Source organism: Streptomyces sp. LARHCF249, from assembly GCF_052871255.1.
In genome coordinates, this window is the sequence record NZ_JBIXJQ010000001.1 from 846,718 (window position 1) to 870,330 (window position 23,613).

Genomic DNA, 23,613 nt, shown 5'->3' on the forward strand with positions numbered 1-23,613 from the left:
GCCAGGTTGCCGCCCCGTGCCGCGCGCCGCGGCCGGGCGGATGTCTTCGTAGAGGAGCCGGCTCATGCTGAAGCCCACCAGGACCATCCTCGCTCTCGCCGCCGGAAGCCTGGTGCTCGGCCTGGTCGGGGCCGGGGCCGCGGTCGCGGACGAGGAACCGATGGCAGACACCGCGTCGCAGCAGAACGTGGCCGAGGTCCGACGGCACGCGATCGGCAAGGTCGTCTCGCACGGCCCGCTGAAGGTCCGCAGCAAGCCGACCACCGACTCGCGGATCGTCGGGGAGGTCTACCCGAACCGCACGGTCGAGATCAGGTGCAAGAAGTACGGCGAGTCGGTCGACGGCAACCGCCTGTGGTACCGCCTGTACAGCGAGGACCACTCCGACCAGAACGGTTCCGACGAGAACGGCGGCTGGCCGGGCAGCACCACGGCCGACAGCAGCGACAGGGCCGCCGCCGGCCACAAGCGCTGGGTCGCGGCCCGCTACGTCAAGAACCTCACCTCCGTGCGCTACTGCCGCTGACCCCGCACGATCCGGTCAGCGGTCCGGGCGTACGGTGCGCGGCCCCACGCAGCGCACCCCGTACGCCCGGACCCGCTCGCGCAGTGCGCGGTCGGCCGTGACCACCACACAGCCGCGGTCCGCATGGGCCGCGGCCAGTTCCACGATCAGGTCGTCACCGCTGCCGGGCGCCTGGGCCACCCGTACGCCGGGAACGGACGCGACGCCCCGGGCGGCGCCTTCGACGACGAGGATGACCTCCTCGTCGCCGCCCCGCGCCGCCAGCAGGTCGCGCAGCCGCTCGGCCGCGCCCCGCCGGTCCCGCCACCAGCCGTCCGGTACCGAGCCGACGACGTTCGCGCCGTCCACGATCAGCACGTACCCCATCGAAGCGCCCTAGAAGTCGCCGTAGTTGACCTGCCAGGTGGGCAGGCCCATCCGGCGCCAGACCGCCACCACCCGGTCCCGGTCGTCGAGCGAGACCCGTACCGCGTACCGGTGCCGGACGTGCGCGTCGAAGAGCTCCGCCTTCACCACGTCGTCGCGGCGGGTGTCGCCGGCCGCGCGCATCCACAGCTCGTCGTACGGAACCCGGTGCCGCCGCAGCCAGGACTCGGTCTGCGGCCGGTGCTCCTCGCTCCGCCCCGACAGCAGCACGATCACGTCGCCGTCGGCCCGCCGGAAGGCGTCCAGGGCGCGGCGCACCGGCTCGTTGAGCAGGTCGAGCTCGCAGCGCGAGAAGTCGTACGGGCCGCGGTCGCCGGTCAGCGCGAGCGTTCCGTCGATGTCGCACATCACCGCCGCGGGCAGGGCCGGGTCGGGCACGTACTCCGTCACGGACGGGATCCCCGCCCCGGAGGCGGTGCCGTTGAGCCACTCCGCCGTCAGCCGCCAGCCGCCCTTGCGGGCCTGCCGGTGCTTGTCGGCGAGGATCCGGATGATCTCTTCCCCGACCGGGTTCTCCCGGGCGGCGTCCCGGCGCAGGCACTCCTCCAGCGGGACGTCGGTGAAGTCGTGCACGACGAACGTGGCGAGGCCGCCGACCGCCGCCTTGAGCCGCTTGGGGATGTGCCTGGTCAGGTGGGTGTTGTCGACGACCACGTCGAAGCCGCCCTCGACGGCCGCGCGGACCGCCGCGTCCTGGACGGCCAGCACGGTCTGCTCGTGCGCCCACGACCGGCCCCGCTCGGGGTCCGGCAGGTCGAGCATGCTGCGCAGGTCGTCCAGGTTGACCCGGCGCATCCGGCCGCCGGCCTGCGCCTGCAGGGCGCGGGCCGCCGTGGTCTTGCCGGAGGCCGGCAGACCGGTCATGAGGTGGACGACGGGCAGCGGGGGCTCCTGCGCCGCGACGTCCACCGGCCGGTCCGCCGCGGGCGCCGGGACGCGCGGCGCCGCCTTCGGCGCGGGCACGGAAGCGGGCGCGGGCGCGCGCTTCTCCTCGGACACGGTCTGGTTCTCCTCGTCGGTGATGTACGGGTCGGCGGTCTCCGGTCGGACCTGGCGCCACGTGGTGAGTTCGGTGGGCCGGCCGTCGAGCCGCATGAACATCGCGGGGCGGACCGTGCGGTCGCCCAGCTCGTTGACCGCGCGGGCGAAGGCCCCCCGGTCGCCGGCCAGGTGCACGAGGCCCGCGTAGGCCTCGTCGATCGCGCGCTCGTGCCGGGCGGCCTCCTCCTCCAGCCGGTCGATCACCTCGCGCACCCAGGTGTCGAACTCGTCGGGCACCTGCTCCAGCAGCGCGTCGAGCGGCTTGCCGCCGGAGGCCTCGATGTCGGCGACCGTGCAGTTCAGGCTCTGGGCGAGCTGCTTGGCGGGCAGGGCGGAGAAGCGCTGGATGCCGTGGCCGCGCCAGATGTCCCGCTCGGTGACACCGGTGAGCACCTTGTGGAGCCGTACGTACTCGGACAGCTTGGCCTTGGCGCGCACGCCCGAGGCGAAGCGCAGCACGAAGCCCTCCGCGTCCATGCCGTTCGCGGCGGCGCCGCCGGGCAGCGTGCTGGACTCGGTGAGCGCGATCAGCTCGTCGAGGGGCATCGCGGGCCAGAGGGTGACGACGGAGCCGATCCCCTCCCAGTGGGGCGCGGCCTCGGCGAGCGGGACCTCGGTCCCGTCCGCGCCGAAGGCGGCGAGGAGGACGAGGTCGCGGCGGCCGCCGTAGTCGACGACGATGCGGTTCTGGGGGTACAGGATCTCGGCGAGGTAGGTGGTTCCGGGGCGCAGCCCCGTGGTGTCCCGGGTGTCGAGGAGGCGCTGCGCCCAGGTGGCCTGGGCGCTGGTGAAGGAACCCTTGGAGGCGACCCGCCAGCGGTCCGCGTAGTGGAAGACCACGGCGAGGCTGCCGTCGACCTTCTCGTACACCTCGAACGGCTCGTCCGGCAGGGCGGGCGCGTAGGGCTGGCCCGACTCGTGCTCGCCGACGTTGAAGAACTTCGGCAGCGGCAGGGCGACGATCGCGCCGGTGGTGTCGTCGGCGACGAGTCCGCGGCAGCGCGTGGTGACCTGGTTCCAGACGCGCTCGTACTGGGCCGTCCGCGTGTAGGTGTAGATGGACAGCGGCAGTTCGGGGTGCGACTTGCGGGTCACGTACCCGGCGTCGATCGAGTCCGCCAGTGCCTGTGCGGGCAGCAGGTCATGGAGAGTCAGGCGGTCCTGGCTCATGGGTTCCTCCCGGTTTGAGATGGCTGATTCTCTCGTGCGGGAGGGTCTGCCCGGTACTCAATTATGCCTGGTCGCGGGGGCGCCCAGGCGGTTGATGTCCTTCGGGCGCAGGATGCGGCCGGTGACCTCGGTGCCGGGTGAGGCGACGGCGATCATGGCGCGGCCCAGCGCCTCGCTGGTGATGACGAGGTCCGGCGCGATCCGGCGGACGAGCGGGATCAGGGGTGCGGTGACCGCGTAGAGCGTGCGGTAGAGCCGGGTCTTGGATGGCACGCCGCGCACCGGCTGGACGATACCCGGACGGAACATGTAGGCCCGGAAGGGAAGTTGGAGCAGGTCGTTCTCGGTCCTCCCCTTGACGCGGGCCCACATGGACCGGCCCTGCCCGGTGCTGTCGGTGCCCTCGCCGGACACGTAGACGAAGGTCAGGCGGGGGTTGGCGGCGGCGAGGGGGCGGGCCACCGCGAGCGTGAGGTCGTGCGTGACGCGCCGGTACGCCTCCTCCTTCATCCCGACGGAGGAGACGCCCAGGCAGAAGAAGCAGGCGTCGTACGCGGCCAGGTCGAGCTCCGGGGCGGAGAGGTCGGACGGGTCCTCCTGGACGCGTTCGCGCAGTTTGGGGTGGGTGAGGCCGAGCGGGGTGCGGCCGATGGCGAGGACCCTGTCGACGGAGTCGTCGCGCAGGCATTCGCGGAGCACTCCCCGGCCGATCATCCCGGTGGCGCCGAAGAGGATGACGTTCACGCGGAGTCCGTCTGGTGGGTGATGCAGAGCTCGTTGCCCTGCGGGTCGGCGAGGGTGGTCCATGCCGAGGGGCCCACCCGGCCGTCGTGGAGGAAGGTCGCGCCCTTGGCGAGCAGCCGGTCGACGACGCTCTTCGGGTCGTCGGATCCGATGCGGACGTCGAGGTGGACGCGGTTCTTGACGGTCTTGGGCTCGGGGACCAGCTGGAAGAGGATCCGGGGGGCGCGCTCCAGGCCCTCGGGGTGGCGGATCGCGGCGCCCAGCTTCCACACGAGGGTGCCGCGGTGGGTGGTGGTGTCGTCCTCGGTCGCCCGGCCCTCGGCGACCATGCGGCGGATGAACGCCTCGTCGCTCGGCTCCACTTCCCAGCCGAGGGCGTCGGCCCACCAGTCGGCGAGGGTGTGCGGGTCGGCGGAGTCGACGGTCACCTGGAACGTATAGGCCATGCCGGGACCCTACTGAGCGCGGACCACCGCTGCCACAGGAACGGGGCGTGCCCGCAGTGGCGGCGTGTCACGCGTGGCGGCGGTGGGCGGTCCAGCGGGTGGCGAGGAACGCGGCGCAGGTCAGCAGCCAGGCGCCCACGGCGATCCAGAGCAGGACCTCGCCCAGCGGGCGCAGCGGGGGCAGGCCGGTCGGGTCCGCGGCGGAGAGGCAGGCGGTGGCCGTCATGCCGAGCGGGAAGACCGTGGCCCAGCGCCGGATGTCGTAGCGGGGGCGGGGGTGGCGCAGTTCGGCGCCGAGCAGGACGGCGTACCAGAGGAGGGAGAGGGCCAGGGCCGTCAGCGTGGCGGCCCGCAGGGCCGTGTGCACCGCACCGGTCCAAACGGGTGACGCCGTGAGCTTGGAGCCGGCCAGGGCGGAGATGGAGAGCGCGCCGCCCGCCACCCAGTGGTCGCCCGCTCCGCCGATGACCTCGCGGAGGTCGAAGCGGACCAGGGCCACCCCGTAGAGCAGCAGCCCCAGGCAGAAGGCGGCCAGTGCCGCCCGGGCCAGCCAGTCGTGGTGGCCGGCGGCGGCCAGGACCGCCGCGAGCACGGCCAGCCCCTCGGTGGCGACGCAGCCGAGGAACACCGCCCCCGGCATGCGCCGGCGCCAGTGCCGTACGACGGCCGCGAGCAGCCCGGGCCAGAGCGCCGCGGCCAGCGCCAGCAGCGCCGCGGCCGCGCTCTGCCACCCGAGCGCGGAGAGGCGGGTGCCGAGCACGGTGGTGGCGGCGACGGCGGTGAGCGCGGCCGGGGTGTCGGCCTCGGCCCGGAACCTTCCGCGGTCCCCGAGCAGGCGGGCCGTGAAGTCGGCGGCGAGAACCAGCCACAGCGCCCCGGACAGGGCCAGTGCCACCAGCGAGAGGGCCTCGTACCCGGTCAGGTGCAGGCCGACGGAGAGGATGCCGGCGGCCATCACGGCGGCTCCCGCCGCCGGCGGGAGACCGGTCCACCAGCCGCGATCGGGAGGGGGGCTCACTCCTCCAGCGGACCCCACCCTTCCGCGGGCCGCCAGCGGACGGGGCCGCGCCGGTCGCCTCCGCGCGCCGTCGGCGTCGTCCCGCGGCCGCGGGGTAGCCTCGCCACCGCTCGGCCGGTGGCCGGAACCCGATCTTGCCAGAGCAATTAGGCATACCTAACGTTTGGCTCGCCCGGTGTGCATCCCCCCCATCCGCGCACCACACCGGCCACCACTTCGGACCCCGTCCCCACCGAAGGAGCCCCCCACCATGACCCCCCTCCTCGACAGAAACCAGCCGTACGCCATCGGCCTGTTCCGGATCGTCACGGGACTGCTGTTCGCCTCGCACGGCGCCGCCTCCCTCTTCGGCGTCCTCGGCGGCGCCCACGGCGGCGGCACGGTCCCCGCCGGCGCCTGGCCCGGCTGGTACGCCGCCGTCATCCAGCTGGTCGGCGGCGTCCTGGTCCTCGTGGGCCTCGGCACCCGGGCCGCCGCCTTCGTGGCCTCCGGCTCGATGGCGTACGCGTACTTCAGCGTCCACCAGCCGGACGCCCTCTGGCCCTTGCAGAACGGGGGCGAGACCTCCGCCCTGTTCTGCTGGGCCTTCCTGCTCCTGGTCTTCACCGGCCCGGGCGCACTCGCGGTGGACGGGCTGTTCGCCTCCCGGACCGCGGCGGGCCGGAGCCGGGACGAGCGCAGCCCGGAGGCAGTGACCGCCTGAGGAACCGCTTCCCGGCCGGCGGCCTATAGCGTGGGCCCATGGACGAGCTCGACGGAGTGGAGATCATCGCCTTCCCGGACGCCGTGGCGTTCGAGAGCTGGCTGGCCGCCCACCACGCGCGCCACGAGGGCGTGTGGATCAAGGTGGCGAAGAAGCGGTCCGGCATCCCGTCGGTGACCGATGACGAGCTCGTCGACACCGGTCTGTGCTACGGCTGGATCTCCGGGCAGCGGCGGGCCCTCGACGCGACCCACTACCTGCAGAAGTACGTGCCGCGCCGGCCCCGCAGCCTGTGGTCGCAGGTGAACGTGGACAAGGTCGCGGCGCTCACCGCCACCGGGCGGATGCGCGAACCGGGACTGGCCGAGGTGCGCAAGGCGCAGGCGGACGGACGGTGGGGCGGGGCCTACGCGTCGCAGAAGACGGCGGCGGTACCGCCCGACCTCGCGGCGGCGCTCGACTCGAACCCCGCGGCCCGCGCGGCGTTCGAGGCCCTCGACAGGACCGGCCGCTACCTGGTGGCGCTGCCGCTGCTCCAGGCGCTCACCCCGGAGGCCCGGCAGGTCCGGCTCGACCGGGCGGTGCACATGCTGGCGACCGGCGAAAGGGCGTAGACGGCAGAAGGCAGGGCGAAGTCAGGGGGACGGCGGGCAGAAGGCAGCGGGCCCGGCTCCCCGAGGGGTGCCGGGCCCGGTGAGCGGGCGCGGGTCAGGAGCCGGCGTTCTTCGCCGCCTGCTCGGCCTGCTTCTCCTTGATCCGGAGCGCTTCCTTGCGGACCTCGGCCTGGGTGGCGCGCTCGCGCTGGAGCCACTCGGGAGATTCCTGCTTCAGTGCTTCGATCTGCTCGGTGGTGAGGGGCTCGGTGACCCCGCCGCGGGCGAGACCGGCGATGGAGACCCCGAGCTTGGCCGCGACCACGGGGCGGGGGTGCGGGCCGTTGCGCCGCAGCTCCACCAGCCAGGCCGGCGGGTCGGACTGGAGGGCGTTCAGCTCGGTGCGCGAGACGACACCCTCCTGGAACTCTGCGGGGGTGGCCTCGAGGTACACACCCAGTTTCTTCGCCGCAGTCGCGGGCTTCATCGTCTGGGTGCTCTGGTGCGACGTCATGGTGTCAAGAGTATCGAGCGTGTGCGCTACCTCCGACCACGACCGGTAGCCTTGCGGGGTGACAGGCTCGGAAGTACCCCATGCGTTCCGGCTCGCTTACGTCCCCGGGGTGACACCCACCAAGTGGATCCGGATCTGGAACGAGCGACTGCCCGACGTCCCGCTGACCCTGGTCCCGGTGTCCCCCGCCGAGGCGTTCGGCGTGCTGCGCGAAGGCGCCGCCGACGCCGGTTTCGTACGGATGCCGGTGGACCGGGACGACCTCAGCGCGATCCCGCTCTACACCGAGACCACGGTCGTAGTGATCCCCAAGGACCACCTCGTGGCGGCGGTCGAGGAGGTGGCCACGGCGGATCTGGCCGAGGAGATCGTGCTGCACCCTCTCGACGACACCCTCCCCTGGGAGCAGCTGCCGGGACGGCCCGCGATCGAGCGCCCCGCGACCACCGCGGACGCGATCGAGCTGGTGGCGGCCGGGGTGGGCGTCCTCGTCGTCCCGCAGTCGCTCGCGCGCCTGCACCACCGCAAGGACCTCACCTACCGGCCGGTCACGGACGCGCCCGAGTCGCGCGTGGCGCTGTCGTGGCCGCAGGAGGAGACCACCGATCTGGTGGAGCAGTTCATCGGCATCGTCCGCGGCCGGACCGTGAACAGCACACGGGGCCGCCCGGCCGCCGCCCCGCAGCCGAAGGCCACCGCCAAGGCGAAGGCCAAGGCCAAGCGCCCGGAGGCGGGCGGCGGCACGCCGCGCAAGCCCGCGCCGGGCGGCCGGACACCCAAGGGCGGAAAGAGCGGCAAGGGCGGCACGGGCGGAAAGCCCCGCCGCCGCTCGTAGCCGCTCGCAGCCGGAAGGAGCCCGGCGCGAGAAGGGAAGCCCGTGACGGCCGGGTCTGAAGGCCGGCGATCCCCTCGCGGTGTATGCAGGGAGGATGGATCTCCGGCCGCCGCTCGCGTCCCACCCACGGTCCCGGCAGGTGCGCCACGCACAGCTGGCGGTTCCGTTCGCGCTGATCGCCCTGGTCACGGTGGTGGACGTACTCGCCCCGCCGGAGGTCCACCTCGGGCCCTTCCTGGTCGCCGCACCGGCTCTGACCGCCTCGTTCGCCGGGCCGAGGATGACGGGGTTCGTCGGGCTGGTGGCCGTGCTGGCCCAAGCGGTGGTGGCGACGGTGCGCACGACCCTGACCGATCTGAACCACACGTTCCAGATCGGCGCGCTGATCATGATCTCGGTGTTCGTGACCTTCTTCGCCCACCTGCGGGAGGTGCGCGAGCGGGAGCTGGTGCAGCTGCGGTCGGTGGCCGAGACCGCGCAGCAGGTGGTCCTGCGGCCGCTGCGCGACCGGATCGGTCCGCTGGGCGTGGCCTCGCTGTACCTGGCCGCCGCGGCCGAGGCCCGGATCGGCGGGGACCTGTACGCCGCCGCCCGGACGGCCACGGGGACCCGGCTGATCATCGGCGATGTCCGCGGCAAGGGCCTGGAGGCGGTCGGGGACGCCGCGCTCGTCCTCGGCGCCTTCCGGGCCGCCGCCCACCAGGAGGCCGGCCTGCCCGGGCTGGTGGCCTACCTGGAGGCGGCGGTCTCCCCCGACCTGGACGACTCCGGGGACCAGGGCGAGAGCTTCATCACCGCGGCCGTCCTGGAGATCCCCGACGACGAGCCGGTCCTGCACCTCGTCAGCTGCGGCCATCCGCCGCCCCTGCTGCTGCGCGGCGGCCGGGCGGTCCCCCTCGACGTGGACCATCCCTCGCCGCCGCTGGGGCTGGCCGGGCTGGTGGAATCCTCCGTCACCGCGCAGACGTTCGCCTTCGAGGCGGGCGACGTCCTGCTCCTGTACACGGACGGCGTCCTGGAGGCGCGCGACGCGGCGGGCACGTTCTACCCCCTCGCGGAACACGCGGCCGCCTGGTCGGGCGCCCACCCGCGCGCCCTGCTGGACCGGCTGTGCGCGGATCTGCTGTCACACGCGGCCGGCAGCACCCTCGGCGACGACGCCGCGATGGTGGCGATCGAGCGGCTCCCGCGGTGAAGCGCGCCTTTGCCACAATCTGATCATGCTGAGCATCGGAACGATCGTGATGGGCGCCTCGGACGTACGCAGGGCGGCGGAATTCTGGGGCCGGGCGCTGGGGTACGTCCCGCGCGACGGCGAGGTGAAGGACGGCTGGACCGTTCTCGTCCCGGCCGACGGCACCGGGCCGGGCCTGGCCCTCGGGCGCAGCGTCTCACCCGTACAGGAGCGCCCTCGGGTCCACCTCGACCTGTACGCCGCCGACGCGGCGGAGCAACGGGCGGAGGTGGACCGCCTGGTGGCCCTGGGGGCCCGGCACGTCGACTGGGACTCCTACCCCGAGGACCCCGATTTCGTGGTGCTGGCCGACCCGGAGGGAAACCGCTTCTGCGTCATCGACACCAGCCACGGCTGAGACTTAACGCCTGCCGATCGCTTCCTTAAGCGGAACCTAAGGCTCTCAAGCGTCGCCCCGAAACGAACGAATGTCCGTTTCGGGGCGGCTAGCGTGCTGCCGCACCCAACTCCCCAGTAACGCAGAGGCAGGCACGCGATGAGCAGGACAGTCGGTCACCGGCGCAGGACGAGCCGTACGGCGAAGGTCACGGGCGCGGTCGTCGCCGCGGCGGTGATCGGCGGCGCGGCCTTCGCGTTCGCCGGAACCGCGCAGGCCGGCTCCGTCGGAGCCGTGTACACCAAGTCCAGTTCCTGGAGCGGCGGCTACACGGGCCAGTACGTCATCACGAACGACAGCGGGCGGAGCCGGTCCGACTGGACGCTCCAGTTCGAGCTGCCGCCGGGCGTGCGGATCGACTCGCTGTGGAACGGGGTCCACACGGTGGACGGGCAGCGCGTGACGGTGAAGCCCGCGAGCTGGAACGGGCAGTTGGCGGCGGGTGCCTCCGTCACCGTCGGTTTCGTGACGAGCGGCCCGGGCACCCCCGGCGACCCGACCGGCTGCCGTATCGACGGGCTCACGTGCTCGGTGGACCAAGGCGCCACGGCCGGCCCGAGCGGCCGCCCCACCGTCCGTCCCAGCTCCGCGCCGACGGCGGCGCCCACGTCCACGGCCACCGCCGCCCCGACCGCGAGCTCCGCCCAGCCGACCAGGACCACCTCGCCCGCCCCCACCGGGACCGCCCCGGGCGCGCCCGGCGCGCGGTTCGCCCCGTACGTGGACACCTCCCTGTACCCCGCGTACGACCTGCTCGACACCGCGGCGAAGACCGGGGTGAAGGAGTTCCACCTCGCCTTCATCACCTCCGGGGGCGGCTGCGCGCCGCTGTGGGGCGGTGTCACGGACCTCGCGAGCGACAAGGTCGCCGCCCAGATAGGCGCCCTGCGGGCCAAGGGCGGCGACGTACGGGTGTCGTTCGGCGGGGCCGCCGGGCACGAACTGGCGCTCAACTGCGCCACCGTGGACGAACTGGCCGCCGCCTACGGGAAGGTCGTCGACCAGTACCGGCTCACCAAGGTCGACTTCGACATCGAGGGCGCTGCCCTGCCGGACACCGCGGCCAACGCGCGCCGCGCCCAGGCCATCGCCCGGCTGCAGAAGTCGCACCCGGGCCTGGACGTGGCGTTCACCCTGCCCGTGATGCCGGAGGGCCTGACCCAGCCGGGCGTGGCGCTGCTGGCCGACGCGAAGAAGAACGGCGTGCGGATCGACGCCGTCAACATCATGGCGATGGACTACGGGCCCGCCTACAGCGGGGACATGGGCCAGTACGCCATCCAGGCCGCGACGGCCACGCAGGCCCAGCTCAAGGGGGTGCTCGGGCTCTCCGACGCGGCGGCCTGGAAAGCGGTGGCCGTCACCCCGATGATCGGCGTCAACGACGTCGTGAGCGAGGTCTTCACCGTCGCGGACGCCTCCCAGCTGGTGGACTTCGCGGCGTCGAAGGGGATCGGCCGGCTGGCGATGTGGTCCTCGGCGCGCGACCGGCAGTGCGCGGCCGGAGCCGTCAACCACGCCGACGCCACGTGCAGTTCCATCCTCCAGGAGCCGCTGGCCTTCACCAAGGCGTTCGCCGCGTTCAGGTAGCGAGGACGCCCGCGCGCGCGGCGAGGGCGAGTGCCGTCTCCAGCCGCGGCGCGGGCCCGTCCACGCCCCGGGCCGGTGCCAGCAGCGCCGCCACGGCGGCCTCGTCTGCCGTGCGCTCCCGCGCCGTCTCCACGAACCGCTCGACGGCTTCGGCCAGGGTCCGCCGCCGCGCGTACGGGACGTCGCGCGAGTCCACGGCCAGCTCGAGGAACTCCTCGTGCGAGCCGGCCCAGGGCGCGGCGCCCTCCAGTCCGTCCTCGCCCAGCCCGTCCGGGTACGGGATGCGGTGCCACGCGCCGTCCTGCCACCAGTAGACGAAGCCGAAGAGGTTGCCGGCGGCGTCCTCGCGCAGCAGGTCCCACGGCAGCCATGGGGGGCCGCCCGCGAGGAAGTCGATCTGCCGGCCGTCGACATGGGTGTGGCTGCCGTCCGGGTCCTGGCCGCAGAACACCGCGCGTGCCCCGTCGAGCACCGTCAGGCGCCACCAGCCGCCGGCGCCGGTGGCGTGGCACCACACGCCGTCTTCGTCGACGGCGAACTCGGTCCGGTCGCCGCAGGCGGCGTCGAGCACGGCCAAAGTGGCCGCCCTGGCCCAGAGCAGCTCGGGGTGGTCCAGGTCTTCGGGCCGGCTCGGCGTGTGCATGTGCGGGGGTCCCTCCCGTACGGCCGGGCTGGGCGCCGGGCCTGTGCTCCGTCCTTCGTGCCGGACAAGATTCGCACGGCCGCGCCTCGGCCGGGGCACCCCGGCCCTCAGCGGCCCGGCGCTCGGCTGACCTGTGCCAGGACCAGGACCGTGTCGTCGGCCGGGGCGCCGGGGAGCAGGTTCGCGAGGATGCGGTCGGCCGCCGCCTCCATCGTGCCCCGCGCCTGCCGCAGCTGGTCGCGCAGCGCCTCCATGCCCGCTTCGATGTCCCGGCCCCTGGCCTCGATGAGGCCGTCGGTGTACAGCGCCAGGGTGGCCCCCTCCGGAAGGTCCAGTTCCGTCGTGGCGAACGGGAACCCGCCCACGCCCAGCGGCACTCCGGGCGCCTGCTCCACCGTCCGGACCGTGCCGTCCGGCAGGCGGACCAGGAGCGGCGGATGGCCCGCATTGGCCATGCGGGCCCGCCCGGTCGCGGGGTCGTAGAGCAGGTAGAGGCAGGTGGCGAGTTCGATCCCGGCCTCCCGGGCGCAGGCGTCGAGTTCGGCGAGCAGCTCGCCGGGGTCCGCGTGGTGCCGGGCCAGCGCCTTGGCGGTGATGCGCAGCCGGCCCATGGCCGCCGCCGCCCGCACCCCGTGACCCATCACGTCGCCGACCACGAGGGCCACCCGGTCGCCGGGCAGGCTGATCACGTCGTACCAGTCGCCGCCCACCTCGGTGACGGGCCCGGCGGGCAGGTACCGGTGGGCGACGCGCACGTACGGCCCGGCGCCCGTGGCACTGGGGAGCAGGGCCCGCTGGAGGGTGAGCGCGATGTCCCGGACCCGGCCGTAGAGTCGCGCGTTGTCCAGGCAGAGCGCGGCGCGGGAGGCCAGCTCCCCGGCCAGCCCGAGGTCCTCCTCCGTGAAGGCCGGGCGGCCCGCGGCCCTGCCGAACATGGTGATGCCCTGGACGGTCCCCCTGGCGATGAGCGGGGCGATCAGGATGTCCGCCAGCCCGACGGCGAACAGCAGCCTGGCGCGCTCCTGGTGGATGACGGTGCGGGTCGCGAACTCCTCGTCGACGGGGACGGTCAGGGGGCGTCCCGTGCGCAGCATGGCGTGGATGCTGGATCCCGGCGGGTAGGTGACGTGCTCCAGCCCGCCGACGAGTTCGTCCGCGGGCGGCGGCAGGACGGTCCCGGCGGCGATGCGGCGGGTGACCAGCGGGAGTTCCGGGTCGAACACCTCGGGCTCGTCGGGCGCCCGGTCGACGAGTTCCACGACGGCTCCGTCGCAGAATTCCGGGAGCACGGTCTCGACCAGTTCCCGTGCGGTGACGCGCAGGTCGAGGGTGGTTCCGATGCGGGCCGCGGCGCGGTCCAGCAGGGCGAGCCGCCCGCGGGCGGCCGTCGCCTCCAGGATGGCGTGTTCCCGGTCGGTCACGTCCACCAGCAGCCCGCCCACTCCCGGGCGGGTGTCGCCGGCCCCGCTGAGCGCGAAGAGGCTCACGGACCGGACCTGGTCGCGGTCGGGCCGGGCCGGTGTGCGCAGGCCGACGAGGGCGCCGACCACCGGGCGGCCCTCCCCGGCCACGGCCCGCAGCGTGCGCTCGTACGCGCCCCCGTCGGAGGTGAGCATCACGTCGGTCATGCGGCGTCCGAGGTGTTCCCCGATGGACATCCCGTCCATGTCTGCCAGGGCCTGGTTGAGGTGGACGTACCGCAGCTGTTCGTCGAGCATGACCAGGCCGATGGGGCAGGTCTCGAAGAGGGCGTCGAGGAACGCCAGGTTCGTCTTGACCCGGTCGAGGTCCGCGCCCCTGCTGGCCAGGGCCATGATCACGGAGCTGCCGCCGGGGCCCGTGACGGGGAAGACCCGGAAGCCGCAGTCGAAGACCGTCCCGTCGCGGTGCACGGCGGGCATGCGGACCCGCCAGTAGCCCAGGGTGCGGCCGCGCTCGGTCAGCTGCGCGGCCGCACCGGGGCGGCCCGGGGGCGGGGCGGGGAACAGGGCGTCGGCGGATCGGGAGAGCACGGCTTCGGGCGGGTATCCGAAGAGGTTCTCGGCGCCCGGTCCCCAGTAGCGGACGCGGCCCTCGTCGTCGAGGCCGAACACCGCCACGGCCACGTGCTCCAGCAGCGTGCCGGGCTCCGACCTCAGGAGGCCAGGGGACTGCTCGCGCTCGCCCCCCGGCGGATCCGTCGGCACCAGACGCCCCCTTTCGGGCTTCCCGGCTTCCCGGCCTCCCGTCAATTCTGCCCCCACCCCGTCCCTCGGACCCACTTGCGCCCGTTGATCGCTCGGACGCGCGCGCACGTAGACGGCTGCACGTACGCCGACGGCCGCGCGTCCGCCATCCGCTGCCGACCGAGTCGAGGAACGACATGCCCCTGTCCCTGAACCGAAGGCTGGCCCTCGGTGCCGCCCTGCTGGCCGTGCTGGCCGGCGCGGCACCGGCCACCGCCGCCCACGCCGCCGAGCCGCCCGCCGACCTCCAGGCCCTGGTCCGGGCCCTGCGCCAGACGACCGACGCCGGAGCGCCCGGGGCGATGGCCCGGATCACGGGCCCCGGCGGGGTCCAGTCCAGGGCGGTGGGAGTGCGCGACCGGGCCACGGGCGCGGCCATGGACACGCGCTCCCGCTTCCGCATCGGCAGCGTCACCAAGACGTTCTCCGCCGTGGTGCTGCTGCAGCTGGTGGCCGAGGACAAGCTCCGGCTGGACGCCCCGGTCAACCACTACCTGCCCGGGCTGCTGCCCGACGACCGGATCACGGTGCGCCATCTGCTGAGCCACCGCAGCGGGCTGGCCGACTACACGGACGCCATGTTCGCCCGGACCGTGCCCGGTTTCGAGGCCGTGCGCACGAAGGTGTTCGGCTACCGGGAGCTCGTGGACCTCTCCCTGAAGGAGCCGAGGACGACCGCGCCGGGCGCGGCGTACGCGTACTCGAACACCAATTTCGTCGTCGTCGGCATGCTCATCGAGAAGGTCACCGGGCACCGGGTGGGCGAGGAGTACGAACGCCGCGTGATCAGGCCGCTGGGCCTGCGGAACACCTCGTACGTGCACCCCCGGACGCGGATCGAGGGACGGCACGCGCGCGGCTACCTCCATCCGGACGAGGAGGGCGCGCCGCTGGTCGACTCCACCGAGCAGACCGTGTCCTGGGCACAGTCCGCCGGGGCGGTGATCTCCGACCCGGCCGATCTGAACACCTTCACCTCCGCGCTGCTCGGCGGCAGGCTGCTGACGCCGGGGATGCTGGACGCCATGCTGGAGGCGACCCCGACTGACGCCGCCCGCACCCGCTTCTACGGGCTGGGCCTGCGCCGCTACGACCTGTCGTGCGGCACGTCGGTCTACGGCCACACGGGCACCGTGCAGGGCTTCTACACCTACGCGTTCAGCACCCGTGACGGACGGCGCAGCCTGACCGCCATGGCGAACACCTCGAACCGGGGCGCCGCGAACACGGCCCTGGGCGGCACGCTCGAAGCCGCCTTCTGCGGCAAGCGGTCCACGTCGGCCACCGCGCGCGGCTTCGCCGTCGCGCCGGCCGAGGTGGATCTGCCGGAGCACCGCGCGCGCTGAGCCGCGGTGCCGCCCGTGCCCCGTCCGGGGGGTAGCCCGCGGACGGGGCGCCGGGGATCATGACAGGACGCCGGCCCGCCGGCCGCGCGCCCTGCCACCGAGCCCTGGAGATACGTGTGTCCTCCGCGTCGAGTTATGCGTCCGGTGCCTGCGACGTGCCGCTGCTGGGCGACACCATCGGTGAGAACCTGGACCGCACCGTGCGGCGGTTCCCCGGGCACGACGCCCTGATCGACCGGGCTTCCGGGCGCCGTTGGACGTACGCGGAGCTGGCGGCCGATGTCGACGCCCTCGCGCTCGGCCTGCTCGGCCTCGGCATCACCCGGGGGGACCGGGTCGGGATCTGGGCGCCGAACCGCGCCGAGTGGGTGCTGGTGCAGTACGCCACCGCCAGGATCGGGGCGGTCCTCGTCACCGTGAACCCCGCCTACCGCTCGCACGAACTCGAGTACGTCCTGCGGCAGTCCGGGATGCGGCTGCTGGTCGCGGCGGAGCGGTTCAAGTCCTCCGACTACGCGGGCATGATCGCGGAGGTCCGGCCGCACTGTCCGGAGCTGGAGTTCACCGTCCTGCTGGAAGGGCCCGAGTGGACCTCACTGCTGGAGCGCGGGCGGCAGGGCGACCGGGCCGGCCTGGTGCGGGCGCAGGCGGCGCTCAGTGCGGACGACCCCATCAACATCCAGTACACCTCGGGGACCACGGGCTTCCCCAAGGGGGCTACCCTCTCGCACCACAACGTCCTCAACAACGCCTTCTTCGTCGGCGAGTTGTGCCACTACACCGAGCGCGACCGGGTCTGCATCCCGGTGCCCTTCTACCACTGCTTCGGCATGGTGATGGGCAACCTGGCGTGCACCAGCCACGGCGCGGCCATGGTGATCCCCGCGCCGTCGTTCGACGCCGCGGCCACCCTGGCCGCGGTCGAGGCGGAGTCGTGCACCTCGCTGTACGGGGTCCCCACGATGTTCATCGCCGAGCTGGCGGACCCCGGGTTCGACGGGTACGACCTGTCCAGCCTGCGGACGGGGATCATGGCGGGCTCGCCCTGCCCCGTCGAGGTGATGAAGGAGGTCATCGAGCGGATGGGCATGGCCGAGGTGTCCATCTGCTACGGGATGACGGAGACCTCTCCGGTGTCGACGCAGACCCGTGCGGACGACTCGGTCGAGCGCCGGGTGTCGACCGTGGGCCGCGTCGGGCCGCACCTGGAGGTGAAGGTGGTCGATCCGCAGTCCGGCCGGACGGTGCCCCGCGGCGAGCCGGGCGAGCTGTGCACCCGCGGCTACTCGGTGATGCTCGGCTACTGGGGCGAACCGGAGCGGACCGCCGAGGCCGTCGACGCGGCGCGCTGGATGCACACCGGGGACCTGGCGGTCATGGACGACGACGGCTATCTGAGCATCACCGGCCGCATCAAGGACATGGTGATCCGCGGCGGGGAGAACCTCTACCCGCGCGAGATCGAGGAGTTCCTCCACACCCACCCGGACGTCCTGGACGTCCAGGTCATCGGCGTGCCCGACCCGAAGTACGGGGAGGAGCTGATGGCGTGGGTACGGATGCGCGAGGGCGCCGAGCCGCTGACCGCCGCGGACGTGCGCGCGTTCTGCGACGGACGGCTCGCCCGTTTCAAGATCCCGCGTTACGTGCACGTCGTGGAGGAGTTCCCCATGACGGTCACCGGCAAGATCCGCAAGGTCGAGATGCGCGAGGCGGCGGCCCGCCTGCTGGACCTTTCGTCCGACAGGCGCTGAGGGCCGCCGCCCCGCTCCGGTGGATCAGCCCTTGCCGAGGAGCCCGTTCATGGTGGCGATCTCGGCGCTCTGCGAGCTGATGATGGCCTCGGCCATCGTCTTCGCCGCGGGGAAGGCGCCTTCGGCCCGCTCCGTCGCGGCCATCGCGACGGCGCCCTCGTGGTGCTTGATCATGAGCTCCATGAAGGCGGTGTCGAACGCCTTGCCGGAGGCCTTGCCCAGCTTCTGCATCTCTTCGGCGGTCATCATCCCGCTGCCGGCGCCGTGGCCGGAGTGGTCGGCGGCGCCCGGGGCGGGCACGTGCTCGCCCCACGAGGTCAGCCACCCGGACAGGGTCCTGATCTCCGGGTCCTGGGCCTTCTTGATCGCCTCGGCGAGCTTCTTCACCTCCGCGGACTCGGCCCGGGAGGGGGCGAGGTCCGCCATCTCCACGGCCTGGCGGTGATGGGGGATCATCCCCTGGGCGAAGGCGACGTCGGCGGCGTTGTGCTGCCCCTGCGCGGCGGGCGCCGAGGCCGACGGGGACGGGGACGCGGCCACATGGCCGCCGTGCCCGGCGGTGGCGCCGTCGTCGGCCGCACCGCAGGCGGCGAGGAGGAAGGAGGCCGTGGCGGCGGCCGCGACGGCGGCGGTACGGCGGATCGGGGAACGGTTCTTGCTCATGGTGGTACGACTCCTTGACGCGTGAGGACAGGGCGGAGCGCGGCAGCCCCGGGAAGGGGCGCCGTGCGGGCCGCTCTAAATGCGCAGGAGCTGCAGTTCGGCGAGGTCCGGCGGGGCGCGCCCGCTCTCGGCGGGCGCCGACGCGCGGGTGGCGAACACCGCGGCCGCGGGCGCGCCCGGGAGGGCGGCCTCGAGGGCGGGCGGCACGTACGGGGTGGCGGTTCCGGTCGCGGCGCAGGTGGCGTCCGCGTGGTGGACGTGGCCTCGGCCGTCGGCGCCGTGCGAGCAGTCCTCTGCCGTCTCGTGGTGGCCGGACCCGTGCCCGGCGGCGACCGCGTGCGCCCGTTCGGGCATGACGGGCGTTCCCCCGGTCCCCAGCCCGTGCATGGCCAGTACACCGGCCAGTACGGCGAGCACGAGCAGCAGGCGGCCGGGCCCTGTGGGGCGGCGGCGCGACGGCTGCGGGACGGGGATCATGCGGTCATCCTACGGTTCTCCTCCGCCCGCGTCCCGGCGGGAGTACTCCGACGGCGCGACCGCGCCGGAGCGATGGGACCTTCCGACCACGATCGGCGCCGCGCGATCGGGTCTTCCGACAATGTCCGGATCAACGCCGTCCATCACGGCGAGGGGACGCTACGATCACGGCATGATCACAGCCGGCCCCCGACGCACCTCGCGCGTCGGCCTGTTCGCCGGCATCCTGAGCGCGCTGCTCTTCGCGGTGCTGCACTGCTCCTTCCATCTTCCCGGCGACGAGCACGCGGCGTCCGGCACCACCTCGGTGTCCGTCCCGGCCGGCGCGGCTGCCGCCGAGACCGCCCCTCAGCACCCGGCCCATCCGGCCCGCCCCGATCATCCGGACCACCACGCCGACTGCCTCTCCCCCGGCCTGGCCCCGCAGGCGCAGAACGAGACCCGCCACCCGGCGGACGCGGAGCCCCCGCTCCCCCTCACTCCCGTCGCCGACCCCGCGTCGGCGGATCCCGCCGCACCCCGCGGCGCCGGCGCCGCACGGGCGGCGCGGACCGGCCGCTCCACGCTGACCAGCGTGTGCCGATGGCGCATCTAGACCGCTCCCGTACCGCATGAGCGACGTCCTGACGCATCATCGAACGAGAGCGGACCCATGGATTCCTCCACCACCCACGTGACACCCCCCGCCCGAACCGCCCTGTCCGGGCTGGTCGGCAACACCCCCCTGCTGCGCGTGTCGGAGCCGCTGGCCCCGGCGGGAAGCGGCTTCTGGGCGAAGCTGGAAGGCTTCAACCCCGGCGGCATCAAGGACCGCCCCGGCCTGCACATGGTCGAGCGGGCCCGCGCCCGGGGCGATCTGAAGCCGGGCGCCCGGATCATCGAGTCCACCAGCGGCACCCTCGGTCTGGGCCTCGCCCTGGCCGGCATGGTCTACGGACACCCCGTCACCCTGGTCACCGACCCCGGTCTGGAAGGGTCGATGACCCGGCTGCTGACCGCCTACGGAGCGCAGGTCAACGTCGTCGGCGAGCCGCACCCCACCGGCGGCTGGCAGCAGGCCCGCCGGGACCGCGTCACCCAGCTCATGGCGCGGCACCCCGGTTCCTGGTGCCCCGACCAGTACAACAACCCCGACAACACCACCGCGTACACCCCGCTGGCCATGGAACTGGCCACCGAACTGGGCCACATCGACGTCCTGGTGTGCAGCGTCGGCACCGGCGGGCACTCCGCGGGGGTCTCCCGCGTCCTGCGCCGGCTCTACCCCGGCCTCACCCTGGTCGGGGTGGACACCGTGGGCTCCACCATCTTCGGCCAGCCGGCCCGCACCCGGCTGATGCGCGGGCTCGGTTCGAGCATCTACCCCCGCAACGTCGCCTACGACCAGTTCTCCGAGGTGCACTGGGTCGCCCCGGCGGAGGCCGTGTGGGCCTGCCGTCGGCTCGCGACCTCCCACTACGCCACCGGCGGGTGGAGCGTCGGGGCGGTCGCCCTGGTGGCCGGCTGGCTGTCGCGCACGCTGCCCGCGGACGCCCGGATCGCCGCCGTCTTCCCCGACGGCCCGCAGCGCTACCTGGGCACCGTGTACGACGACGACTACTGCGCGGCCCACGGTCTGCTCGACGGCCCTCCGGCCCCCGAACCCGACGTGATCGGCCGGCTGGACGAGAAGGAGGTCACGCGGTGGACCCGCTGCGCCTCCGTCGTCGACCCGCTCACCCTCGGCGAGGCCGGCGCGCGGGAGCGGACCCGGTGAAGGGGACCCTCGCACAGGTACGTTCGTACGAGCGCAGCGTCCGGCTGCTGATGGTCAACCAGTTCACCATCAACCTCGGCTTCTACATGCTCATGCCCTATCTGGCCACGCACCTGGCCGGGCCGCTGGGGCTCGCCGGGTGGACGATCGGGCTGATCCTCGGCGTGCGCAACTTCAGCCAGCAGGGCATGTTCCTCATCGGCGGGACGCTGGCCGACCGCTTCGGGTACAAGCCGATGATCATTGCCGGGCTCGCGCTGCGCGTCGTCGGCTTCGCGACCCTCGGCCTGGTCGACTCCGTGCCCGCGCTCATCGCCGCCTCCGCGGCGACCGGACTGGCCGGGGCCCTGTTCAACCCGGCCACCCGGGCGTACCTGGCCGCGGACGCGGGGGAACGCCGGGTCGAGGCGTTCGCCCTGTTCAACGTCTTCTATCAGGCGGGGATCCTGCTGGGCCCGCTGGTGGGCATGGTGCTGACCGGGGTCGACTTCCGCCTCACCTGCCTGGTCGCGGCGGCGGTCTTCGCGGTGCTCGGCATCGTGCAGATCCGGGCGCTGCCGGCCCGCCGCGGCAATGACGCCCCGGACCGGGAAGGGGGCCCGCGCGAGGGCGTGTTCGCCCAGTGGCGCGGCATCCTGGCCAACCGGCCGTTCCTGCTCTTCTCCGCCGCCATGGTCGGTTCCTACGTCATGACCTTCCAGGTCTACCTGGCGCTCCCGCTGGACGTCAGGCGGCTGATGGGCGACGGCCCCTCGGGTACGGCCGCGGTGGCCCTGCTCTTCGCCGTGTCCGGGCTGAGCACCGTGCTCTTCCAGACCCGGGTCACCGCCTGGTGCAAGGCCCGGATGGAGCCGGGGCGGGCCCTGACCCGGGGGCTGCTGGTCATGGCGGGGGGCTTCCTGCCCCTTGCGGTGGCCGCGGCGCTGCCCGTACCGGAGGGCGGCGCCGGGCGGTGGCTGCTGGCGGCGGTGCCCGCCGCGCTGTCCGCGCTGCTGCTGGCCCTGGGCACGATGATCGCCTACCCGTTCGAGATGGACACCATCGTCCGCCTCTCCGGCGACCGGCTGGTGGCCACGCACTACGGGCTGTACAACACGGTCTGCGGCGTGGGCATCGCCCTCGGGAACCTGCTCACCGGTGCGGTCCTGGACGCGGCCCGGGCGGCCGGGGCCTCCGTGCTCCCCTGGCTGGGACTCGCCGCGCTCGGCCTGGGCTGCGCGGCAGCCCTCCACGCCCTGCACCGCTCCGGCCGCCTCGATCGCGCCCCGCAGGGGGCACGCGCCGAAGCGACGGCTGCCTGACGGTCCGACCGCAGGTACGTGCAGTGCGGGGGCGGCCACGCGTCCGCCCCCGCACTCGCACAGTGCCCCTGCCCGCATGCCGAGACCTTTCCCGCTCTCATCCGGCCTGCTCCCGTGCGGATCACGCCATTGCGCCGGACGAGTCAACTCCTTTACGGAAAAGGCGGGTTACGGTCCCGCCATGAATTCGAACACGCGGAGACCCGCCGCCTACCCGCCCAGCCGCCGCACCCTCCTGCGCTCCGCCGTGGCGGGCACGGCGGCCGCCGGGGCGGGGCTGGCACTCGGACCGGCGTTCCCCGCCTCCGCCGCCACCCCGGAGGCGGAGACCGCGGACCGCCCGGTCACTCCCGCCCAGGCACTGCGCCGGCTGGCGGCCGGAAACGAGCGCTGGCGCCGCCAACTGCAGCAGCACCCGCACGAGTCCGCCGCCCTGCGCCGCCGGCTGGTCCTGGGGCAGCACCCGTTCGCGATCGTGCTGGGCTGCGTGGATTCGCGGGTACCGCCGGAGCTCGTGTTCGACCAGGGCCTGGGCGACCTCCTCACCGTCCGGTCCGCCGGTGAGGTGCTCGACGAGGCCGTGCTGGGCAGCATCGCCTACGGGGTCCTCGAACTGCACATACCGCTGGTGCTCGTACTGGCCCACCAGTCGTGCGGAGCCGTCGCCGCGGCGGTCCACGCCGACGAGACCGGTGAGCCGCTGCCCGCCCACATCCAGTACCTGGCCGACCAGATACGGCCCTCCATCGATCACGGCCGGCACGGCGAGGCCCGCATCGACGCCACCGTCAACGGGCACGTGCGCCGGGTCCGCGACCGCCTGGCGGCCGAGCCGGACCTCGCCGGAAAGGTGGCCTCCGGCGAACTGGCCGTGGCGGCCGCCCGCTACGAGCTCACCGACCAGCGCGTGCGCACCCTCTCCTAAACCGTCTCACGGCCGAGGTCCGGCGTGGTGGTGGCCGCCAGGTCGTCCACCACCGCGCGCAGGCTCCCCGTACGCCGGAACACCGCTCGCTGGCGCTCCGCGCCGGTGCCCCGCCGGCACAGCTCGCCGAAGAGCCGCTCGGCCTCGGCGAGATCGCCCGTCGCGGCCAGCCCGGGCTCGGCGCGGCGCAGGAGCGCGGAGGTCAGGGTGTGGGCGGGCACCGTGTCGCCGGTCAGCGGGTCGATCCCCTCGCCGTGGTGGCCGTAGCGGGCGGCGAAAGCGTGGGCCGCCCTGAGCCGCCGGGCCGGGACGTCGGGCGGGGGGCTGCCGTGCGCCTCGCTCTCGGCCGCCAGTGTCGTGCACAGGCCCCTGATCAGCAGGGCCAGCAGCACGGTGGTGTCGACGTCGGCGCTGACGTCGGCGATCCGGATCTCGAGGGTGGGCACGTGCTCGGACGGGCGGGCGAACCAGTAGATCATCCCGCGGTCGAGGATGACGCCCGAGCTGACCAGGGCGTCGGCGGTGGACTCGTAGCCGGCCGGGGTCAGCAGTGGCGCGGGTCCCGCCGTCGGCCAGCGTCCGAACTCCACCGAGCGCCAGCCGGCGAAGCCGCTCTCCAGCCCGCCGGCGAACGGGGAGTTCGCCGCGAGCGCCTGGAGCGCCGGAAGGTACGGGCGCACGCGGTTGGCCAGGTCCAGGGCCCCGGCGTGGTCGAGGGTGCCGATGTGTACGTGGCAGCCGCACACCGCCCCGAGCCGGCCGTCGACCACCGCACGGTAGGCGCCGGCCATCCGCCGGTAGCGCGGGCAGTCGGTCACCGGCACGGGATCGTCCGGCGGGACCACGGCCGTGCCCGTACCCACCAGCAGGCATCCGGACTCCCGTGCGGCGCGGCCCGCGGCGGTCCGCAGGGCGGCCAGCTGGTCGCGCAGCTCCGTGCCGGTGCGGACGGGCTGGGTACAGACCTCGAGCTGGCAGGTGTAGAACTCGGCCTGGGCCTGTTCACCGAGCTCGGGAATGAGCGCACCGAGCACCTGCGGCGCCCGGGGCGCCGGCGCCCGCGTACGGGCGTCCACGAGGAAGAACTCTTCCTCGACTCCCATGGTGAGCACGACAACCCGCCTCCGTCGTCAGACGTGCGACCGGACGGCACCCCCACCCCGATTCAGGCTCCCGCGCCATCGTCGCCCGGCCGCCGTCGTGGCAGGCGTCTGCCCTCTACAGTCTGCTCCATGCGCGGCCGAAGAGCGCTCCGGGGCAGGTGGACGGATATGGTCACCGTACGG

The 23,613-nt window shown here is 73.7% G+C and carries 24 protein-coding genes; 13 read left to right on the forward strand and 11 right to left on the reverse strand.

Annotation, left to right across the window (positions count from 1 at the left end; all coding sequences use genetic code 11):
* Positions 1-64 precede the first annotated feature (64 nt).
* Entirely contained in the window at positions 65-526 is a 462-nt protein-coding gene (locus ACIPUC_RS04085; RefSeq protein WP_446586616.1) for an SH3 domain-containing protein, read from the forward strand.
* A gap of 15 nt (positions 527-541) precedes the next feature.
* Here the strand turns inward: ACIPUC_RS04085 and ACIPUC_RS04090 are convergent, their stop codons facing one another.
* From ACIPUC_RS04090 to ACIPUC_RS04110, 5 genes are all read right to left on the reverse strand, one after another.
* A complete protein-coding gene (locus ACIPUC_RS04090; RefSeq protein WP_446586617.1) occupies positions 542-892 on the reverse strand; it encodes an NTP pyrophosphohydrolase in 351 nt (116 codons plus the stop codon).
* 9 nt (positions 893-901) lie between these two features.
* On the reverse strand, positions 902-3,163 hold the full coding sequence (locus ACIPUC_RS04095; protein WP_446586618.1) for a phosphatase domain-containing protein: 2,262 nt from the start codon (positions 3,161-3,163) through the stop codon (positions 902-904).
* 57 nt (positions 3,164-3,220) lie between these two features.
* Positions 3,221-3,907 carry an epimerase gene (locus ACIPUC_RS04100; RefSeq protein WP_446586619.1) on the reverse strand — a complete coding sequence of 229 codons (687 nt, stop codon included), beginning with the start codon at positions 3,905-3,907 and terminating at the stop codon, positions 3,221-3,223.
* On the reverse strand, positions 3,904-4,353 hold the full coding sequence (locus ACIPUC_RS04105) for a VOC family protein (protein ID WP_446586620.1): 450 nt from the start codon (positions 4,351-4,353) through the stop codon (positions 3,904-3,906). The genes ACIPUC_RS04100 and ACIPUC_RS04105 overlap by 4 nt, the downstream gene beginning before the upstream one ends.
* A gap of 67 nt (positions 4,354-4,420) precedes the next feature.
* Complete coding sequence (locus tag ACIPUC_RS04110) at positions 4,421-5,389, reverse strand: tellurite resistance/C4-dicarboxylate transporter family protein (protein ID WP_446586621.1); 969 nt, start codon at positions 5,387-5,389, stop codon at positions 4,421-4,423.
* A gap of 232 nt (positions 5,390-5,621) precedes the next feature.
* Between ACIPUC_RS04110 and ACIPUC_RS04115 the strand changes: the two genes are divergently transcribed.
* Together ACIPUC_RS04115 and ACIPUC_RS04120 are read left to right on the forward strand one after the other, a co-directional pair.
* Positions 5,622-6,074, forward strand: coding sequence for a DoxX family protein (locus ACIPUC_RS04115; protein WP_446586622.1), 453 nt, complete (start codon positions 5,622-5,624; stop codon positions 6,072-6,074).
* Between the two features lie 38 nt (positions 6,075-6,112).
* A complete protein-coding gene (locus ACIPUC_RS04120; protein WP_446586623.1) occupies positions 6,113-6,688 on the forward strand; it encodes a YdeI/OmpD-associated family protein in 576 nt (191 codons plus the stop codon).
* Between the two features lie 94 nt (positions 6,689-6,782).
* Here ACIPUC_RS04120 and ACIPUC_RS04125 read toward each other — a convergent pair whose 3' ends face one another.
* A complete protein-coding gene (locus ACIPUC_RS04125; protein WP_446586624.1) occupies positions 6,783-7,181 on the reverse strand; it encodes a DUF5997 family protein in 399 nt (132 codons plus the stop codon).
* A 58-nt stretch (positions 7,182-7,239) separates the two neighbouring features.
* Between ACIPUC_RS04125 and ACIPUC_RS04130 the strand changes: the two genes are divergently transcribed.
* The 4 genes from ACIPUC_RS04130 (at position 7,240) to ACIPUC_RS04145 (ending at position 11,237) form a co-directional block, all read left to right on the forward strand.
* Positions 7,240-8,016 carry a LysR substrate-binding domain-containing protein gene (locus tag ACIPUC_RS04130; RefSeq protein ID WP_446586625.1) on the forward strand — a complete coding sequence of 259 codons (777 nt, stop codon included), beginning with the start codon at positions 7,240-7,242 and terminating at the stop codon, positions 8,014-8,016.
* Positions 8,017-8,110: 94 nt separating this feature from the next.
* Positions 8,111-9,211 carry a PP2C family protein-serine/threonine phosphatase gene (locus tag ACIPUC_RS04135; protein WP_446586626.1) on the forward strand — a complete coding sequence of 367 codons (1,101 nt, stop codon included), beginning with the start codon at positions 8,111-8,113 and terminating at the stop codon, positions 9,209-9,211.
* A 25-nt stretch (positions 9,212-9,236) separates the two neighbouring features.
* Complete coding sequence (locus tag ACIPUC_RS04140) at positions 9,237-9,608, forward strand: VOC family protein (RefSeq protein WP_446586627.1); 372 nt, start codon at positions 9,237-9,239, stop codon at positions 9,606-9,608.
* Positions 9,609-9,746: 138 nt separating this feature from the next.
* On the forward strand, positions 9,747-11,237 hold the full coding sequence (locus ACIPUC_RS04145) for a cellulose binding domain-containing protein (protein ID WP_446586628.1): 1,491 nt from the start codon (positions 9,747-9,749) through the stop codon (positions 11,235-11,237).
* Here ACIPUC_RS04145 and ACIPUC_RS04150 read toward each other — a convergent pair.
* On the reverse strand, positions 11,230-11,880 hold the full coding sequence (locus tag ACIPUC_RS04150; RefSeq protein ID WP_446586629.1) for a hypothetical protein: 651 nt from the start codon (positions 11,878-11,880) through the stop codon (positions 11,230-11,232). The two genes, ACIPUC_RS04145 and ACIPUC_RS04150, sit on opposite strands and share 8 nt — an antisense overlap.
* A 107-nt stretch (positions 11,881-11,987) precedes the next feature.
* Complete coding sequence (locus ACIPUC_RS04155) at positions 11,988-14,066, reverse strand: SpoIIE family protein phosphatase (protein WP_446586630.1); 2,079 nt, start codon at positions 14,064-14,066, stop codon at positions 11,988-11,990.
* A 176-nt stretch (positions 14,067-14,242) separates the two neighbouring features.
* On the opposite strand from ACIPUC_RS04155, the gene ACIPUC_RS04160 reads away from it, so the two are divergent.
* Both ACIPUC_RS04160 and ACIPUC_RS04165 read left to right on the forward strand, forming a co-directional pair.
* Positions 14,243-15,451, forward strand: coding sequence for a serine hydrolase domain-containing protein (locus tag ACIPUC_RS04160; RefSeq protein ID WP_446586631.1), 1,209 nt, complete (start codon positions 14,243-14,245; stop codon positions 15,449-15,451).
* Positions 15,452-15,555: 104 nt separating this feature from the next.
* A complete protein-coding gene (locus tag ACIPUC_RS04165) occupies positions 15,556-17,205 on the forward strand; it encodes an AMP-binding protein (protein WP_446586781.1) in 1,650 nt (549 codons plus the stop codon).
* 24 nt (positions 17,206-17,229) lie between these two features.
* On the opposite strand, the gene ACIPUC_RS04170 is transcribed toward ACIPUC_RS04165, so the two are convergent.
* Entirely contained in the window at positions 17,230-17,868 is a 639-nt protein-coding gene (locus tag ACIPUC_RS04170; RefSeq protein ID WP_446586632.1) for a DUF305 domain-containing protein, read from the reverse strand.
* 75 nt (positions 17,869-17,943) lie between these two features.
* Positions 17,944-18,345, reverse strand: coding sequence for a DUF6153 family protein (locus ACIPUC_RS04175; RefSeq protein ID WP_446586633.1), 402 nt, complete (start codon positions 18,343-18,345; stop codon positions 17,944-17,946).
* A gap of 172 nt (positions 18,346-18,517) precedes the next feature.
* Here ACIPUC_RS04175 and ACIPUC_RS04180 point away from each other — a divergent pair, with 172 nt between their 5' ends.
* From ACIPUC_RS04180 to ACIPUC_RS04195, 4 genes are all read left to right on the forward strand, one after another.
* Positions 18,518-18,940, forward strand: a complete 423-nt coding sequence (locus ACIPUC_RS04180) for a hypothetical protein (RefSeq protein ID WP_446586634.1) — start codon at positions 18,518-18,520, stop codon at positions 18,938-18,940.
* A 57-nt stretch (positions 18,941-18,997) separates the two neighbouring features.
* Complete coding sequence (locus tag ACIPUC_RS04185; protein WP_446586635.1) at positions 18,998-20,101, forward strand: PLP-dependent cysteine synthase family protein; 1,104 nt, start codon at positions 18,998-19,000, stop codon at positions 20,099-20,101.
* Entirely contained in the window at positions 20,098-21,402 is a 1,305-nt protein-coding gene (locus ACIPUC_RS04190; RefSeq protein ID WP_446586636.1) for an MDR family MFS transporter, read from the forward strand. Before ACIPUC_RS04185 ends, ACIPUC_RS04190 begins: the two co-directional genes overlap by 4 nt.
* Positions 21,403-21,583: 181 nt before the next feature.
* Complete coding sequence (locus tag ACIPUC_RS04195) at positions 21,584-22,327, forward strand: carbonic anhydrase (RefSeq protein WP_446586637.1); 744 nt, start codon at positions 21,584-21,586, stop codon at positions 22,325-22,327.
* Here the strand turns inward: ACIPUC_RS04195 and ACIPUC_RS04200 are convergent.
* Positions 22,324-23,430 (reverse strand): carboxylate-amine ligase, encoded by a 1,107-nt coding sequence (locus ACIPUC_RS04200; RefSeq protein WP_446586782.1) that lies wholly within the window; start codon positions 23,428-23,430, stop codon positions 22,324-22,326. The two genes, ACIPUC_RS04195 and ACIPUC_RS04200, sit on opposite strands and share 4 nt — an antisense overlap.
* Between the last annotated feature and the right edge of the window lie 183 nt (positions 23,431-23,613).

Excerpts from the sequence above, each read along its gene's own strand:
- ACIPUC_RS04085 (WP_446586616.1), top strand. The coding sequence starts at position 65 with ATGCTGAAGCCCACCAGGACCATCCTCGCTCTCGCCGCCGGAAGCCTG.
- ACIPUC_RS04090 (WP_446586617.1), bottom strand. The coding sequence starts at position 892 with ATGGGGTACGTGCTGATCGTGGACGGCGCGAACGTCGTCGGCTCGGTA.
- ACIPUC_RS04095 (WP_446586618.1), bottom strand. The coding sequence starts at position 3,163 with ATGAGCCAGGACCGCCTGACTCTCCATGACCTGCTGCCCGCACAGGCA.
- ACIPUC_RS04105 (WP_446586620.1), bottom strand. The coding sequence starts at position 4,353 with ATGGCCTATACGTTCCAGGTGACCGTCGACTCCGCCGACCCGCACACC.
- ACIPUC_RS04115 (WP_446586622.1), top strand. The coding sequence starts at position 5,622 with ATGACCCCCCTCCTCGACAGAAACCAGCCGTACGCCATCGGCCTGTTC.
- ACIPUC_RS04120 (WP_446586623.1), top strand. The coding sequence starts at position 6,113 with ATGGACGAGCTCGACGGAGTGGAGATCATCGCCTTCCCGGACGCCGTG.
- ACIPUC_RS04125 (WP_446586624.1), bottom strand. The coding sequence starts at position 7,181 with ATGACGTCGCACCAGAGCACCCAGACGATGAAGCCCGCGACTGCGGCG.
- ACIPUC_RS04135 (WP_446586626.1), top strand. The coding sequence starts at position 8,111 with ATGGATCTCCGGCCGCCGCTCGCGTCCCACCCACGGTCCCGGCAGGTG.
- ACIPUC_RS04140 (WP_446586627.1), top strand. The coding sequence starts at position 9,237 with ATGCTGAGCATCGGAACGATCGTGATGGGCGCCTCGGACGTACGCAGG.
- ACIPUC_RS04145 (WP_446586628.1), top strand. The coding sequence starts at position 9,747 with ATGAGCAGGACAGTCGGTCACCGGCGCAGGACGAGCCGTACGGCGAAG.
- ACIPUC_RS04150 (WP_446586629.1), bottom strand. The coding sequence starts at position 11,880 with ATGCACACGCCGAGCCGGCCCGAAGACCTGGACCACCCCGAGCTGCTC.
- ACIPUC_RS04160 (WP_446586631.1), top strand. The coding sequence starts at position 14,243 with ATGCCCCTGTCCCTGAACCGAAGGCTGGCCCTCGGTGCCGCCCTGCTG.
- ACIPUC_RS04170 (WP_446586632.1), bottom strand. The coding sequence starts at position 17,868 with ATGAGCAAGAACCGTTCCCCGATCCGCCGTACCGCCGCCGTCGCGGCC.
- ACIPUC_RS04175 (WP_446586633.1), bottom strand. The coding sequence starts at position 18,345 with ATGATCCCCGTCCCGCAGCCGTCGCGCCGCCGCCCCACAGGGCCCGGC.
- ACIPUC_RS04180 (WP_446586634.1), top strand. The coding sequence starts at position 18,518 with ATGATCACAGCCGGCCCCCGACGCACCTCGCGCGTCGGCCTGTTCGCC.
- ACIPUC_RS04185 (WP_446586635.1), top strand. The coding sequence starts at position 18,998 with ATGGATTCCTCCACCACCCACGTGACACCCCCCGCCCGAACCGCCCTG.
- ACIPUC_RS04195 (WP_446586637.1), top strand. The coding sequence starts at position 21,584 with ATGAATTCGAACACGCGGAGACCCGCCGCCTACCCGCCCAGCCGCCGC.
- ACIPUC_RS04200 (WP_446586782.1), bottom strand. The coding sequence starts at position 23,430 with ATGGGAGTCGAGGAAGAGTTCTTCCTCGTGGACGCCCGTACGCGGGCG.